This window comes from Xanthomonas cannabis pv. cannabis (assembly GCF_000802365.1).
In the GTDB taxonomy this organism is placed as follows: domain Bacteria; phylum Pseudomonadota; class Gammaproteobacteria; order Xanthomonadales; family Xanthomonadaceae; genus Xanthomonas; species Xanthomonas cannabis.
Map to the genome: position 1 here is coordinate 34,631 of NZ_JSZE01000049.1, position 14,960 is coordinate 49,590.

Here is a 14,960-nt window from a genome sequence, read left to right on the forward strand (position 1 = left end):
ATCCCGAATGCCGAATCCCCAATCCCTGCGTCATAGCGTCTGCTCCAGCACGCGCCAGACCAGTTCTTCGAAGTCGATGCCGAGCTGGTGGGCGGCCTTGGGCACCAGCGAGTGGCTGGTCATGCCCGGGGCGGTGTTGACCTCAAGCAGATAGAGCTGGCCGCTGCTGCCATCGCGCATCACGTCCACGCGGCCCCAGCCGCGGCAGCCGGCAGCGCGGAAGGCGTCCAGGGCGAGCTGGCGGATCTGCACTTCGGCTTCGCCCTCCAGACCCGGGCACAGGTATTGCGTATCGTCGGCCAGGTATTTGGCGTTGTAGTCGTACCACTGGCCCTTGGGCACGATGCGGATCGACGGCAACGCGGTATCGCCGAGCACGGCAACGGTCAGTTCATCGCCTTCGATCAATTGCTCCATCAACAGCGCACCGTCGTAGCGGGCAGCCAGGGTCACCGCCTCTTCGAGTTGCGCCTGGTCGAACACGCGGCTGACGCCGACGCTGGAGCCTTCGTTGGCCGGCTTGACGATGACCGGCAAGCCGATCTGCCGGGCCGCGGCATGGATGTCGTCGGCGCTGGCGCCGGCGGCCAGACGCGCGTAGCGCGGCGTGCTCAGGCCCAGCGACAGCCACACCTGCTTGGTGCGGATCTTGTCCATGCTCAGCGCCGAGCCGAGCACATCCGAGCCGGTGTACGGCACGCCGAACGCTTCCATCAGGCCCTGCACGATGCCGTCTTCGCCACCGCCGTTATGGCCGTGCAGCACGTTGAAGACGCGATCGAACTGCTGTGCGACCAATGCCTTGGCCAACGCCGGAATGCCATCGACCGGCTGTGCATCCACACCGCGTGCGCGCAGCGCTTCCAGCACATTGCTGCCGGAGTTCAACGAGACTTCACGCTCGGACGAGGTGCCGCCGAGCAGCACCGCAACGCGGCCGAATGCGGCCGGGTCGCTGGAGCGTTTGTGAAGGCCGGGACCCGGGACCCGGGACTCGGGACCCGTTACAGCGGCATGCATGCGCTGATTGCCCTGCTGTTCCCCGGTCCCGGGTCCCGGGTCCCGGGTCCCGATAGAAGACATGCTCACGCCGCACCCCCGACAAACCCGTTGTTGATGATGTGCTGGGCCACATAGCCGATATCGCCGGCACCCATCATCAACAGCAGGTCGCCGTCCTGCAGCACGTCGGGCAACACTTCGGCCAGGCCGGAAATCTGGCCCACGACCACCGGCTCGCTGCGGCCGCGCGCACGGATGGCGCGTGCCAGTGCACGCGAATCGGCGCCGGGGATCGGCGCTTCGCCGGCCGGGTAGACCTCGCTCAACACCAGTGCATCGACCGTGCTGAGCACTGCGGCGAAGGCGTCGAACTGGTCACGGGTGCGGCTGTAGCGGTGCGGCTGGAAGGCCACGACCAGACGCTTGTCCGGCCAGCCGCCACGCGCTGCCGCAAACACCGCTTCCAGTTCGCGCGGGTGATGGCCGTAATCGTCGACCACGCGCACACGTGCGCCGGTGCTGGTGGTGACTTCGCCCAGATCGTTGAAACGACGGCCGATGCCGGCGAAGTTTTCCAGCGCGCGCGCAATGGTCTGCGGCTCCACGCCCAGCTGCCAACCGATTGCGGCGGCGGCCAGGGCGTTGAGCACGTTGTGACGGCCCGGCAGCGCCAGGGTGACCGGCGTGGTGGTGCCTTCGGGCAGACGCAGCGTAAAGCGCATGCGCGGGCCGTCCTGCACCACGTCCTCGGCGCGCACATCGGCGCTTTCGCTCATGCCGTAGCTCATCACGTGGCGCGGCGTCTTGCCGGCCAGTGCAGCCACTTCCGGGTCGTCGATGCACAACAGCGCCAGGCCATAGAACGGCAGGCGCTGCAGGAATTCGGCGAATGCGGCCTGCACGCGGGCGAAGTCGTTGCCGTAGTTTTCCAGGTGATCCGAATCGATGTTGGTGATCACCGCCATCAACGGATTCAGGCGCAGGAAGCTGCCATCGCTCTCGTCGGCTTCGGCCACCAGCCACTGGCCGCCACCGAGCTTTGCGTTGGCTCCGGCGGCCAGCAGCTGCCCGCCGATGACGAAGGTCGGGTCCAGGCCACCTTCGCTCAGCACGGCTGCCGCCAGGCTGGTGGTGGTGGTCTTGCCATGCGTGCCGGCCACGGCGATACCGCGGCGGAAGCGCATCAGCTCGGCCAGCATCGCTGCGCGCGGCATGATCGGAATGCGCTGGCTGCGCGCTTCCATCAGCTCGGGGTTGTCTTCGCGGATGGCGCTGGACACCACCACGCAATCGGTGCCGAGCACGTTGGCGGCGGAGTGGCCGCGCATCACGCGCGCACCCAGCTTGGCCAGCCGCCGCGTCGCCGCGTTATCGGAGTTATCCGAACCGGAGACTTCGTAACCCAGCGTCAGCATGACCTCGGCAATACCGCTCATGCCGGTGCCGCCGATGCCGACGAAATGCACGCGCGGAAATGCGCGCACCAGGTCGCCACTGTCCTGCAGACGGCGGATCACAGGGCACCTCCTGCGGAGGTGCCGGGATTGGGGATTGGGGATTCGGGATTGGTGGCGATCAACTGCGCGGAGCGGTCGCCATTAACGGATTTCTGCATGCTGTCCTGCTTGTGCTGTTGCTCTTTACGAATCCCCAATCCCGAATCCCCACTCCCGGCCTCCTGGAGAATGATGTCGGCGATCCGCTCGGCGGCGTCCGGCTTGGCCAGGGTGCGGGCGGCTTGCGCCATCGACAGGCGACGGGCCGGGTCGTTGAGCAAGGTCTGCAGGAGCTGTTGCAGACGCACCGCGAGGCTGTCGTCCTGCTTGAGCAGCACGGCGGCATCGGCGCTGACCAGGTATTCGGCATTGCGGGTTTGATGGTCGTCCACCGCTGCGGCGAATGGCACCAGCACGCTGCCGATGCCGGCGGCGCACAGTTCGGCCAACGTGGATGCACCGGCACGGCACACGACCAGATCGGCCCAGGCATAAGCAGCCGCCATGTCGGCGATGAAGGGTTCGACACTGGCGTTGACCCCTGCCTGTGCGTACGACGCTTCGGCTTCGGCGCGCAGCTTTTCGCCGCACTGATGGCGCACCTCGACATCCGGGTGACCGAGTGTAGCCAGCGCGGCCGGTACGGCCTGATTCAATGCCCGTGCGCCCTGGCTGCCGCCAAGCACCAGCAGGCGCACCGGGCCATCGCGACCCACCAGACGTGCAGCCGGCGCAGGCAGTGCGGCAATGTCGGCACGCACCGGGTTGCCGACCGCTTCCTCGCCGGCGAAGCTGCCCGGGAAACCGGTCAGCACGCGGCGCGCAAAACGCGACAGCACCTTGTTGGTCATGCCGGGCGCGCGGTTCTGTTCGTGCACCAGCAGCGGCGTGCCGAGCAGGCGCGCGGCCAGGCCGCCCGGGCCGGCCGCAAAGCCGCCAAAGCTGATCACCGCACGCGGCTGGCGCTTGCGCAGCACGAAGCCGGCGGCGCGCACCGCGCGCATCACCCGCACCGGTGCACCCAGCAACTTCACCACGCCCTTGCCACGCAGGCCGCTGATGGCCAGGGTGTCGATCTGGATGTCGTGCTGCGGCACCAGACGGGTTTCCATTGCGCCATCGGCGCCCAGCCAGGTCACCCGCACGCCGCGCGCGCGCAATACCTTGGCCACGGCCAACCCCGGGAAGATATGCCCGCCGGTGCCGCCAGCCAGAATCATCACAGGCCGAGCTCCGGCAGACGCTGCGGATGCTTGCGAGGCAGTCGCATCAACACTCATGCGATCCTCCCGAACGTCGGTTCCACACGCGGCTGCATACGGCTGGTGCCGCGCAAGATCGCCGATGCCGGTGCCACCGAGGCGGCAGCGACCGGTGCGGCGGCCGCAGCGGTCTCGCGCTGCGGCTTGCGCGCTGGCGAATACGTCGGCGCCGCCGCGTCGGCGATAGGTTCGGCCGGCTCGGCAGCCGCAGTGCCCGCACCCTGCGGCGACAACTTGCTGCGCAGGCGCTCGGCGCGATCCATTTCATAGGACACGCGCAGCAACAGGCCCATCGCCACGCAGGTCATCAGCACCGACGAACCGCCGGAGGAAATCAGCGGCAGGGTCAGGCCCTTGGTCGGCAGGATGCCCAGGTTGACGCCCACCGACACAAAACTCTGCAGGCTGATCCACAGGCCGATGCCGAACGCGATATAGCCGGAGAAGTGGCGCTTCATTTCCACGCAGCGCATGCCCAGCCAGAACGCGCGGCCGACCAGCAGCGCGTACAGCGCAATGACACCGCAGACGCCGACGAAACCCAGCTCTTCGGCGATCACCGAGAAGATGAAGTCGGTATGCGCCTCGGGCAGATAGTTGAGCTTCTGCACCGAGGCGCCCAGGCCCGCGCCGGTCCACTGGCCACGGCCGACTGCCATCAAGGCGTTGGACAGCTGATAGCCGGAGCCAAGCTGGTCGGCCCACGGGTCCAGGAACGAGGTGATGCGACGCAGGCGGTACGGCTCCAGGATCGCGATGAAGGCGAACACCGGCAGGCCGAACACGATCGGCATCGACATGCGCGGCAGGTTCACCCCGCCCAGCACCAGCATGCCGGCGGTGATCGCCAGCAGCAGCGTGGACGAGCCGAAGTCCGGCTGCATCAGCAGCAGGCCAACCAGCGCGATGGCCACGCCCAGCGGCTTGAGCATGGCCGGCCAGGTGGCGTTGACTTCATCGCGGAAGCGCACCAGGTAGCTGGACAGCCACACGATGTAGAGCACCTTGACCGCCTCGACGGTCTGGAACTTGGACACGCCCAGGTTGATCCAGCGCTTGGCGCCGTTGACGCTGCTGCCCAACCCCGGTACGAACACCACCATCAGCAGGCCGAAGCAGGCCAGCAGCAACACCTGGTTGTATTGCTCGATGGTCTTGAGCTCGGTGCGCATCGCCCAGAACGCCAGCCCGATGCCGATGCCCAGGAACAGCAGGTGACGGGTCAGGTAATAGAACGGGTTATCCGACAACTCGATCGAGCTGGAGGCCACCATCACCACGCCCAGCGAGGCGAGCGTGGCGGCCGCGCCGAGCAACCACGGGTCGTAACGACCGCCGATGGCGTCCAGTCGCGTGGCCTGGCGGGACATGTCGTTCATCAGCGCACCTTCAACGTGGCAAGGCCGATCAGCACCAGCACCACCGAAATGATCCAGAAGCGCACGATCACCCGCGGCTCCGGCCAACCCTTGAGTTCGAAGTGGTGATGGATCGGCGCCATGCGGAACACGCGCTTGCCGGTCAGCTTGAAGCTGGCCACCTGGATCATCACCGACAGGGTTTCGATCACGAACACGCCGCCCATGATCACCAGCACCATTTCCTGGCGCACGATCACCGCGATGGTGCCGAGCACCGCGCCCAGCGACAGCGCGCCGATATCACCCATGAACACCATGGCCGGATAGGTGTTGAACCACAGAAAGCCCAGCCCTGCCCCGGCGATCGCCGAGCAGATGATGATCAGCTCGCCGGCACCGGGAATCAGGGGGATCTTCAGGTATTCGGCAAACACCACGTTGCCCGAGGCATAGGCGAACACGCCCAGCGCGCAGGCCACCAGCACGGTCGGCATGATCGCCAGGCCGTCCAGGCCGTCGGTGAGGTTCACCGCGTTGGAGAAGCCCACGATCCAGAAATAGGCGATCACCACGAAGCTCACGCCGGCCAGCGGCAACGCAATCGACTTGAACATCGGAATGTAGAAGGTGATCGCCGCCGGCACGTCGGCGGTGTAGTACAGGAACAGGCCGGCCGCCAGGCCGAAGATCGACTGCAGCAGGTATTTCCAGCGCGATTTCAGACCATTGGGGTCGCGGCGGACGATCTTGATCCAGTCGTCGTACCAGCCGATCGCGCCGAAGCAGATCATCACCGCCAGCACCAGCCACACATAACGGTTGCGCAGGTCGCCCCACAGCAGCACCGACAAGGTGACGGTGAGCAGGATCAGCGAGCCGCCCATGGTCGGCGTGCCGGCCTTGGAGAAATGCGTCTGCGGGCCGTCCTGGCGGATCGGCTGGCCACCCTTGAACTGGGCCAGCTTGCGGATCACCGCAGGGCCCATCCACAACGACAGGAACAGCGCGGTCAGCGCAGCCAGGATGCCGCGGAAGGTCAGATAGTTGAACAGCCCGAACAGGCTCTCCAGTTGCTGCAGCCAGCGCGCCAACTCAAGCAGCATGGGAGGCATCCTCCGCCGGTGCGAGCAACGCGGTGACGATGCGGTCCATGGCGCTGCCGCGCGACCCCTTTACCAGCAGCGTGATGGCGCGGGGACCCGGGACCCGGGACCCGGGACCCGTAGAAGCGGGCGCGGGCTGCGACTGTTGTTGTTCTATCAAAGCGTGTTCCTGCGCATTTTCTGATGCGTCGTGCTGTTGCTGTTGCTGTTGCTGTTCCTGGGTCCCCGGTCCCGGGTCCCCGGTCCCGGCTTCGGCAAGATCCGCCCGCAACGCCTCGATCAGTTCCGCATGCGTGGCAAACACCCGGCCACCTTCACCGAACGCCTGCGCGGCGGCTGCACTGAGTTCGCCCAATGCATACAGACGCTGCAACTTGGCCGCGCGTGCGCGCCGGCCGGCAGCGGCATGCAGCGCGGCGCCTTCCGGGCCGAGTTCGCGCATGTCGCCCAGCACCAGCCAGCCATCGCCCGGCGCGGCAGCCAGTGCATCGATGGCCGCGTCCAGCGAGCCGGGGTTGGCGTTGTAACTGTCGTCGATCAACAACGCGCCGCCGGGCAGCCGATGCGTGATCTGCCGGCCGGCCACCGGGCGCGCCTGCGCCAGGCCGGCGGCAATGACCGGCAACGCGATGCCGGCGCCGAGCGCCAGGCCGGTCGCCGCCAGGGCGTTGAGTACGTTGTGGCGACCGGGCAGCGGCAGCGCAATCTGCGCCTCGCCCTGCGGCGTCACCAGCGTGAAGTGTGCACCGTCGGCCTGCAGCCGCAGCTGGCGTGCACTGATGTCGGCGCTGGCCTGCAGGCCATAGCGCAACACGCGACGGCCCTGCAGCGGCTGCGCCAGCAGTTGCTGCTCGAACCAGGCGCCGAAGGCGTCGTCGGCGTTGATGACCGCCACGCCATCGGCCGGCAGCGCGGCGTAGATGGCGCCCTTGGTCTGCGCCACGCCGAGCAGGCTGCCCAGGCGCTCCAGATGCGCTGGCGCGATATTGTTGACCAGGGCGACCTGCGGCCGCGCGATGTCGGTGAGATAGGCGATATCGCCCGGCTTGCCGGCACCCATTTCGTAGATCGCCACGTCGGCATCGTCCGGCGCGGCGATCACCGCCAGCGGCAGGCCGATTTCGTTGTTGCGGTTGCCCGGCGTGGCATAGACGGTGGTGCCGTCCACGCGCCCGGCTTCGGTCAGGATCGACAGCAGCAAGGCCTTGACGCTGGTCTTGCCGTTGGAACCGGTCAGCGCGACCACGCGGGTGGCGCGGTCGCGCTGCATCCCGGCGGCGATCCGCGCCAACGCCAGCTCGGCATTTTCCACCACCACCTGCGGCACGCGCAGCGCCGGCAACAGGCGCTCCACCAGCAACCCGCTGGCGCCGTGCGCCACTGCCTCTGCGGCAAAGTCGTGCCCATCGAAACGCTCGCCACGCAGCGCCACGTACAGGCTGCCGTTGGACAGCGTGCGCGTGTCGTTGCTCACCGCATCGATCATGGCGTCGTCGCCCTGCAGCTCGCCGCCCGCCCAGTGCGCAATCAACGACAACGGGGTGAGCTTCATGCGCGCACTCCCAGCGTGGTGCGCGGCAGCAAGGCCTGCGCGGCCACGGCGGCATCGTCGAACGCATGCCGCACGCCAGAGACTTCCTGGTAAGGCTCGTGGCCCTTGCCGGCGATCAAGACGATGTCGGCGGCGCTGGCCATGCCGATGGCCTGATGGATCGCGGCGGCGCGATCGCGCTGCACGATGACCGCGTCCGGGTGCGCAAAGCCGCGCAGGATGTCGGCCACGATCGCATCGCCGTCTTCGCCGCGCGGGTTGTCGTCGGTGACGATCGCCACATCGGCATTGAGCTCGGCAATCGCCGCCATCTGCGGGCGCTTGCCGGTGTCGCGTTCGCCACCGCAACCAAGGACGCAGATCAACCGGTCCTGCGCATGCGAACGCAGGCTGGCCAAGGCCTGTTCCAGCGCATCGGGGGTGTGCGCGTAATCCACCACCACCAGCGGCGCGCCGTGGGCGCCGCCGAGCCGGTTCATGCGGCCGTGGATCGGCTGCAGCTGCCCAAGCACATCGGCGATCCGCGCTGGCGCATGGTCCAGCGCAGACAACGCGCCAGCCACTGCCAGCAGGTTGTCCACATTGAAGCGCCCCAGCAACGGTGAGCGCACCGCATGCGCCCCACCGGCGATGTGCAGCGCGAAATTGATGCCGGTGTGGTCCAGCTGCAGATCGCTGGCGCTTACGCCGGCATCGGCCTGCCCGCGTGAACTCACACCGATCGCGCGCAGCGCAGGATCGAGCGAGGCAAACAGCGTGCGGCCGAAGCCATCGTCCAGATTCACCACCGCCGCCTTCAGCCCGGCACGGGTGAACAGCCTGGCCTTGGCGGCGCCGTACTGCGCCATGTCGCCGTGGTAATCGAGATGGTCGCGGGTGAGATTGGTGAACACCGCCACGTCGAAATGCACCGCATCCACGCGGCCCTGGTCGAGCGCGTGCGAGCTGACTTCCATGGCCACCGCCTGCGCACCCTCATCGCGCAGCTGCGCCAGCAGCGCATGCGTGGACAGCACCAGCGGCGTGGTGAAGCCGGTGGGCACGGCAGCGCCGTACAGGCCGACGCCCAGCGTACCGAGCGTGCCTGTGGGTGTGCCGAGCAGGGTCAGCGCCTGCGCCAGCAGCTGCACGGTGGAGGTCTTGCCGTTGGTGCCGGTGACGCCGAGCATGCGCAGCGCGCGCGACGGATGGCCATGGAACTGGTCGGCCATGCGGCCCAGCCGCGCGCGCAGGCCCGGCACGGCGATCGCATCGGCCGGCGCCGGCAGATCGGCCGGTGCGGGCGGCTCGAACAACACCGCCACCGCGCCATTGGCACGCGCCTGTTCGACAAAGCCCAACCCGTGTGCGCCGAAACCGGCGATGGCCACGAAGGCATCGCCCGGACGGACCGCGCGGCTGTCCATCACCAGGCCCGACACCTGCACGTCGTGCGCCAGCGTCAGGTCCGGCAACAGCTGCGACAGCGGCAGCGAGCGGCTCACTGGCGGCTCTCCTGCAGCGGCGCGGGTTGCGCGGATGCAGGCGCTGCCGGCGGCGGCGCGACGGCGGTCGGAATACCGGCCGAGACTTCATCCACCGGATCAGGCACCAGCGCCGGATCCAGATCGACCGGCTGCGGTTTGACGATCGGCTGGCCGGTCTTGCCGGCGGCCTGCGCGGCCAGCCACGACTGGATATCGTCCGGCGGCACGTCCATCAGGCGCAGCGCACCTTCCATCACGCGATGGAAGACCGGCGCGGAGACCAGGCCGCCGTAATACACCTTGCCCTGCGGATCGTTGATCACGATCACCGTGGCAAAGCGCGGGCGCGTGGCCGGCACCAGGCCGGCAAACAGCGCGTTGTAATGCCCGCGTTCGTAGCCGTTGGCGCCGTTCTTGCGTGCCGTACCGGTCTTGCCGGCCACGTGGTAGCCCAGGATCGCCGCGCCCTTGGCGCCGCCCTGGGTGACCACGGTTTCCATCATGTCGATGACCTGGCGCGCTACTTCCGGCGTCACCACCTGGCGGGTTTCGTTGTGCTGGCCGCGCACGAAGGTCGGCGGTGTCAGCTTGCCGCCGTTGCCCAGCGTGGCGTAGGCCTGCGCGATCTGCAGCGGCGTCACCGACAGGCCGTAGCCGTACGACATCGTGGTCTTGGACGGGCCGCTCCAGCGTGCCGGCTGCAGCACCACACCGGACGATTCGCCGGGGAACCCGCTGTGCGGTGCGCTGCCATACCCGAAGTTGCGGATCGACTGGTAGAAGGTCTGGTCCGGCACCTTGGCGGCAATCTTGGCCGCACCGATGTTGGAGCTGCGGGTGATCACGCCGGTGACGTTGAGCACGCCGTTGTTGCGCGGCACATCGCGGATGGTGAAGCGCCCCACCGACATGAAGCCGGGGTTGGTGTCGATGACGGTGTCCTTGGTCACCACGCCGGCGGTCAGTGCGGTGGCCACGGTCAGCGGCTTCATCGTCGAGCCCGGCTCCACCAGGTCGGTGACGGCGCGATTGCGCCGCGCCGACGGGTTGATCCCGGTCACCGAATTGGGGTTGTAGGTCGGCAGGTTGACCATGGCCAGCACTTCGCCGGTGGCCACGTCCATCACCACCATCGACCCGCCGGCCGCATTGTTTTCGACCAGCGCGTTGCGCAGTTCCTTGTAGGCCAGGAACTGGATGCGCCGGTCGATGCTCAGGGTCAGGTCCTTGCCCGGCTGCGCCGGACGCACCAGATCCACGCTCTCCACGATGGCGCCGCGCGCATCGCGCACCACCTTCTTGGAGCCGGGCTTGCCGCGCAACCATTCGTCGAACGCCAGCTCCAGTCCTTCCTGGCCGCGGTCGTCGATGTTGGTGAAGCCCAGCACGTGGGCCATCGCTTCGCCTTGCGGATAGAAGCGACGGAACTCGCGCTGCGAAAACACGCCCGGGATCTTCAGATCGACGATCGCATGCGCCTTGTCCGGATTGATCCGGCGCTGCAGGTACATGAACTCCTTGCCGGCCTTCTGGGCCAGCTTGGCGTTCAGCTCATCGAGCGGTTGGCCCAGTGCCTTGGCCAGCTCGGGAATGCGGTCCGGGTTGCGCAGCAGTTCCTGCGGATTGACCCAGATCGATTCCACCGGCGTGGACACCGCCAGCGGCTCGCCGTTGCGGTCGGTGATCATGCCGCGCGAAGTGGCGATGGGCAGCTCGCGCAGGTAACGCGCTTCGCCCTGGCGCTGATAGAAATCGCGGTTGACCAGCTGCACATAGGCTGCCCGGCCGATCAGGGTGACCGAGCACAGCCCCAGCGCCACGCCCACCAAGGTGAGGCGGCCGCGCAGGTTGAAATTGCTGCGGGGGCGGTTGCGACCGGCCTTCACCGCGCACCTCCCCGCAGGCAGCTCGGCCGTGCAAAACGGCTGTCGCGCGAATTCGTCATGGGCGCACCACCACGATGTCGTTGGTCTCCGGGAACTTCATCCCGATGCGCGCACGCGCGACCTGATCGACACGATTGCTTTCCGCCCAGGTGGCCTGCTCCAGCTGCAGCCGGCCGAATTCGATGTTCAATTCATCGCGCGTGTGTTCGAGCTTGGACAACTGCACGAACAGCTTGCGATGCATGTGGCGCATGTACACCACCCCGATCGCCGAGGCGATGCTGCAGGCCAGCAGCACGATGAGCAGCAAGCGGCTCATGCGGCGTCTCCTTGAGACGCCGGGATTGGGGATTGGGGATTGGGGATTCGCGCAGAGCGCTCCTCCAATCCCGAATCACGACTCCCGACTCCCAGCTTCTCGGCTACCCGCAACACCGCGCTGCGCGCGCGCGGGTTGATGCTCAGTTCGGCATCGTCGGCCTTGATCGCGCCGCTGACCAGTTGCAGCGTCGGTACGAAGGGTTGCGCTTCGGGCAGGCGGCGATTGCTTGGTGGGGCCTTGGCGTAGCGGGCCATGAACTGCTTGACGATGCGGTCTTCCAGCGAATGGAAGCTGATCACCGCCAGCCGGCCGCCCGGCTTGAGCGCGCCCAGCGCAGCGTCCAGGCCGGCTTCCAGGTCGGCCAGCTCACGATTGATGTGGATGCGGATCGCCTGGAAGCTGCGTGTGGCCGGGTGGGTCTTGCTGTCGCCGCGCGGCATCACCGAGGCGATCAGGTCGGCCAGCTGCGCGGTACGCAGTAGCGGCTGTTCGGCACGACGCGCGACGATAGCGCGCGCAATGCGGCGGCTCTGGCGTTCTTCGCCATAGGTCCACAGCACGTCGGCGATCTCGCGGTCGCTGGCGTGGGCCAGCCACTCGGCTGCGCTCTGGCCGCTGTCCGGGTCCATGCGCATATCCAGCGGGCCGTCCTTGCCGAAACTGAAACCGCGCCCGGCCACGTCCAGCTGCGGCGAGGACACGCCCAGGTCCAGCAGGATGCCGTCGACGGTCGCTGCGGCAACCACCTGGCCGAGGCCGGCAAAGCTGCCGCGATGGATGGACACGCGCGCATCGCCACCGAACGCCTGTTCGGCCACTGCGATCGCTTCAGGGTCCTTGTCCATCACCAGCAGTCGACCTCCCGGGCCAAGGTGTTCCAGCACGCCGCGTGCGTGTCCGCCACGCCCGAACGTGCCATCGAGATAGGTTCCGCCTTCGGTCACCTGCAGGCCATCCAGAACCTGCGTGTACAGCACCGGCACATGGGCCGCCGGCGGCTGCGACACCGGGTGACCGGGCTGCGCTTCACCGCGCATCCGGGCACCCCGGCTCACAACCTGAGATCGAGCAATTCATCGCCCAGATCCCCGTCAGACAATGTCTGCTGGATCAGTGCGCGATGTGCCTGCTCGCTCCAGAGTTCGAACTTGTCGCCCATGCCCAACAGCACGGCCTTTTTTTCGATGCCGACCGCGTTGCGGTGGCTGGCCGGGATGCTCAGACGTCCATTGGCGTCCAACTCCAGCACGGCCGAGGAACCCACCAGTTTCTGCTGCAGCGTGCGGACCACGCGCTGGGTGTTGGGCTTGGACATCACATCGTCGCGCACCCGCTCCCACTCCTTCTCCGCGTACAGCCACAGGCAACCGGCTTCGAACGGGTTGTAGGTGAGTACCAGGCGGTTGCCGCTCACGCGCGCGACCAAGTCGCGATATGCGGTTGGCACCGCCATGCGTCCCTTGTCGTCCACCGTGATGGCAGTCTCGCCCTGAAACACCGAATGCAACCTCGAATACCCGCTGGGGGATCATTGAACCACGAAAAACCACAAAACACCTGGTTTTCCCTCCGATGCCCACCTTAGCAGCGCGTCAAAGGTTGTCAACAGTTTTCCGGGTCACAAATCGCCAGTCGCATCAATGAGTTGCAGCACTCTTTAGAGACTTGTTCAAAGCTTATCCACAAGTTGCTGTTTCGTCTCAGATTTTGAGATTGAACAAAAATTCAGGGGCGTGAAGGGCATGTAAACCCGACCCTCGTCTCACTTCACATCGCGCCAGCTGCATATCTCGACTGCGCAAACAGAGAACAATTGGCGCCATGTGCCTGGTCGCTCTCGCCTGGAAAATCCACCCGCGCTGGCGCCTGCTGCTGGCCGGCAACCGCGACGAATTCCATGAGCGTCCCACTGCGGCCCTGGCGCGCTGGGCCGCACCGGCCGACGGCGTGCTGGCCGGTCGCGATCTGCGCTCGGGCGGCAGCTGGGTCGGGCTGGGCAGCGACGGCCGTGTCGCGGTGGTGACCAATGTGCGCGACCCGCTGGCCAGCAGTTCGGGACGCTCGCGCGGACATCTGATTGCCGACTACCTGGGCGGTACCCTGGATGCCCGCGCCTACGCGGGCGACCTGGCCGCCGCGGCGCACGAGTTCCCACCGTTCAACCTGCTGCTGTGCGATGCCGAGCACTGCGAGCACCTCAGCAACCATCCGCCGCTGGCGCGCCACCTGGCACCCGGTATCCACGGCATGTCCAACGGGCCGCTGGACGCGCACTGGCCCAAGACCAACGCCCTGACCGATGCCTTGCGCGCTTGGTGCGACGACGCCAGCGGCGATCTGCAGCCGCTGTGGACGGCCCTGGGCAACCCGGACACTGCGCCCGACCGCGCCCTTCCCCACACCGGCGTGGACCTGGCCACCGAGGCCTGCTCTCGGCGGCCTTTATCAGTGGCGTCGCCTACGGCACCCGCGCCAGCACGATCGTTGCCGTGGACCACCAAGGCCGCGGCCTCATCCACGAACGCCGCTTCGGCCCGAACGGCATCTTCCAAGGCGAAACACGGCTGGACATCTCTGGCACGCATTGACAAGCCGGAATCATGCGCATAGCGTGCGCATGACCGCAGGAGGCCCGTCATGAGCCGTTATTACGATAGCTCCGCACCAAAAAAGCCCCTCAACCTGACCATCAATGCCGACCTGGCCGCCCAGGCCCGCGCCATGACCGGCAACCTGTCGGCAAAGGTGGAGGAACTGCTGGCCGAGTACGTGACGAAGGAGCGCGACAGCCACAGCGCCCGGGCAATGGCGTTGCAACGCGCCGCAAGCGAATGGAAGGCCTTCACCGACGCGCACGGCGCCTTCGCCGACGAGTTCTCCACCCTGTGACCGACCAGTTCGATGTGTACGCCAACGTCGGACGCAACAAGAACATTCCTTATGTTGTGGTCGTCCAATCGAAAATCTTCGACGCCTCCCCCCGCCGCGTCGTCGTCCCGTTGGTCATCGCCTCCACGCACTCCCCGACCCCCTCCCGCTTCACCCCCGAATTCGTCGTCGCCGGCCACCGCGTCGTGCTGCAACCACTGGAAATGACCTCGGTACCGCTCTCGGTACTCACCCACCTGGCGGGCTCGTTGAGGGACGAAGGGCAACGCATCGTCGACGCCCTGGACGAGCTGTTCACCCGCTCGTTCGGTTAGGTAGCACGCTGGCAACTGCAGCGTGAGCGAGACGCTCATGACGCAGATCACGGCAGGTTGCGCACGCTGAAGCATCGGCTGATCCAGCATCCCAGCGCGTGACGCCCGATTTTTTTGACGCTAGGACGCCAGAGCGAAAAGCTCGCCCCCATCCGCCCTTCGGGCACCTTCCCCCGCAAGCGGTGGAAGGGAGCCGAGCACCTACCGCTGCAAGCGGTAGAAGGGAGTTGATCACTTAGTGCGCAGCGCCCCAGCCAACCACCTATCTGCAAGCCCCCTTGAGTCAAGGGGGCGCGGCGACAGCCGC

Annotated in this window: 13 protein-coding genes and 1 pseudogene; 3 read left to right on the forward strand and 11 right to left on the reverse strand. The window is 67.1% G+C overall.

Annotated elements, in window-relative coordinates; all coding sequences use genetic code 11:
* Window positions 1–30: 30 nt before the first annotated feature.
* The 11 genes from OZ10_RS10310 to mraZ all read right to left on the reverse strand — a co-directional run bounded on the left by OZ10_RS10310 (window position 31) and on the right by mraZ (window position 12,957).
* Window positions 31–1,020 carry a D-alanine--D-alanine ligase gene (locus OZ10_RS10310; RefSeq protein ID WP_039564744.1) on the reverse strand — a complete coding sequence of 330 codons (990 nt, stop codon included), beginning with the start codon at window positions 1,018–1,020 and terminating at the stop codon, window positions 31–33.
* A gap of 65 nt (window positions 1,021–1,085) precedes the next feature.
* Window positions 1,086–2,519 carry a UDP-N-acetylmuramate--L-alanine ligase gene (gene murC / locus OZ10_RS10315; protein WP_039404166.1) on the reverse strand — a complete coding sequence of 478 codons (1,434 nt, stop codon included), beginning with the start codon at window positions 2,517–2,519 and terminating at the stop codon, window positions 1,086–1,088.
* Window positions 2,516–3,778 (reverse strand): undecaprenyldiphospho-muramoylpentapeptide beta-N-acetylglucosaminyltransferase, encoded by a 1,263-nt coding sequence (murG, locus tag OZ10_RS10320; protein ID WP_039564745.1) that lies wholly within the window; start codon window positions 3,776–3,778, stop codon window positions 2,516–2,518. The genes murC and murG overlap by 4 nt, the downstream gene beginning before the upstream one ends.
* Window positions 3,775–5,139 (reverse strand): putative lipid II flippase FtsW, encoded by a 1,365-nt coding sequence (ftsW, locus tag OZ10_RS10325; RefSeq protein ID WP_039404168.1) that lies wholly within the window; start codon window positions 5,137–5,139, stop codon window positions 3,775–3,777. The genes murG and ftsW overlap by 4 nt, the downstream gene beginning before the upstream one ends.
* Window positions 5,139–6,224 carry a phospho-N-acetylmuramoyl-pentapeptide-transferase gene (gene mraY / locus OZ10_RS10330; protein WP_010367638.1) on the reverse strand — a complete coding sequence of 362 codons (1,086 nt, stop codon included), beginning with the start codon at window positions 6,222–6,224 and terminating at the stop codon, window positions 5,139–5,141. The genes ftsW and mraY overlap by 1 nt, the downstream gene beginning before the upstream one ends.
* Window positions 6,214–7,776, reverse strand: coding sequence for a UDP-N-acetylmuramoyl-tripeptide--D-alanyl-D-alanine ligase (locus tag OZ10_RS10335; protein ID WP_039404169.1), 1,563 nt, complete (start codon window positions 7,774–7,776; stop codon window positions 6,214–6,216). Before OZ10_RS10335 ends, mraY begins: the two co-directional genes overlap by 11 nt.
* Window positions 7,773–9,248, reverse strand: coding sequence for a UDP-N-acetylmuramoyl-L-alanyl-D-glutamate--2,6-diaminopimelate ligase (locus OZ10_RS10340; protein ID WP_202902999.1), 1,476 nt, complete (start codon window positions 9,246–9,248; stop codon window positions 7,773–7,775). The genes OZ10_RS10335 and OZ10_RS10340 overlap by 4 nt, the downstream gene beginning before the upstream one ends.
* Before the next feature lie 8 nt (window positions 9,249–9,256).
* A complete protein-coding gene (locus OZ10_RS10345) occupies window positions 9,257–11,128 on the reverse strand; it encodes a peptidoglycan D,D-transpeptidase FtsI family protein (RefSeq protein ID WP_039404171.1) in 1,872 nt (623 codons plus the stop codon).
* Between the two features lie 55 nt (window positions 11,129–11,183).
* Window positions 11,184–11,447, reverse strand: a complete 264-nt coding sequence (gene ftsL, locus OZ10_RS10350; protein ID WP_005991913.1) for a cell division protein FtsL — start codon at window positions 11,445–11,447, stop codon at window positions 11,184–11,186.
* The gene (gene rsmH, locus OZ10_RS10355) at window positions 11,444–12,487 is read right to left on the reverse strand and encodes a 16S rRNA (cytosine(1402)-N(4))-methyltransferase RsmH (protein WP_039564748.1); all 1,044 of its coding nucleotides are present in this window, start codon (window positions 12,485–12,487) and stop codon (window positions 11,444–11,446) included. The genes ftsL and rsmH overlap by 4 nt, the downstream gene beginning before the upstream one ends.
* 14 nt (window positions 12,488–12,501) lie before the next feature.
* Window positions 12,502–12,957 (reverse strand): division/cell wall cluster transcriptional repressor MraZ, encoded by a 456-nt coding sequence (gene mraZ, locus OZ10_RS10360; protein ID WP_005910933.1) that lies wholly within the window; start codon window positions 12,955–12,957, stop codon window positions 12,502–12,504.
* A 314-nt stretch (window positions 12,958–13,271) separates the two neighbouring features.
* On the opposite strand from mraZ, the pseudogene OZ10_RS10365 reads away from it, so the two are divergent.
* The 3 genes and pseudogenes from OZ10_RS10365 (at window position 13,272) to OZ10_RS10375 (ending at window position 14,653) form a co-directional block, all read left to right on the forward strand.
* Window positions 13,272–14,038: pseudogene (locus OZ10_RS10365) on the forward strand (NRDE family protein).
* A 49-nt stretch (window positions 14,039–14,087) separates the two neighbouring features.
* The gene (locus OZ10_RS10370) at window positions 14,088–14,339 is read left to right on the forward strand and encodes a type II toxin-antitoxin system CcdA family antitoxin (protein WP_039404174.1); all 252 of its coding nucleotides are present in this window, start codon (window positions 14,088–14,090) and stop codon (window positions 14,337–14,339) included.
* A complete protein-coding gene (locus OZ10_RS10375) occupies window positions 14,336–14,653 on the forward strand; it encodes a CcdB family protein (RefSeq protein WP_039564750.1) in 318 nt (105 codons plus the stop codon). Before OZ10_RS10370 ends, OZ10_RS10375 begins: the two co-directional genes overlap by 4 nt.
* Window positions 14,654–14,960 lie beyond the last annotated feature (307 nt).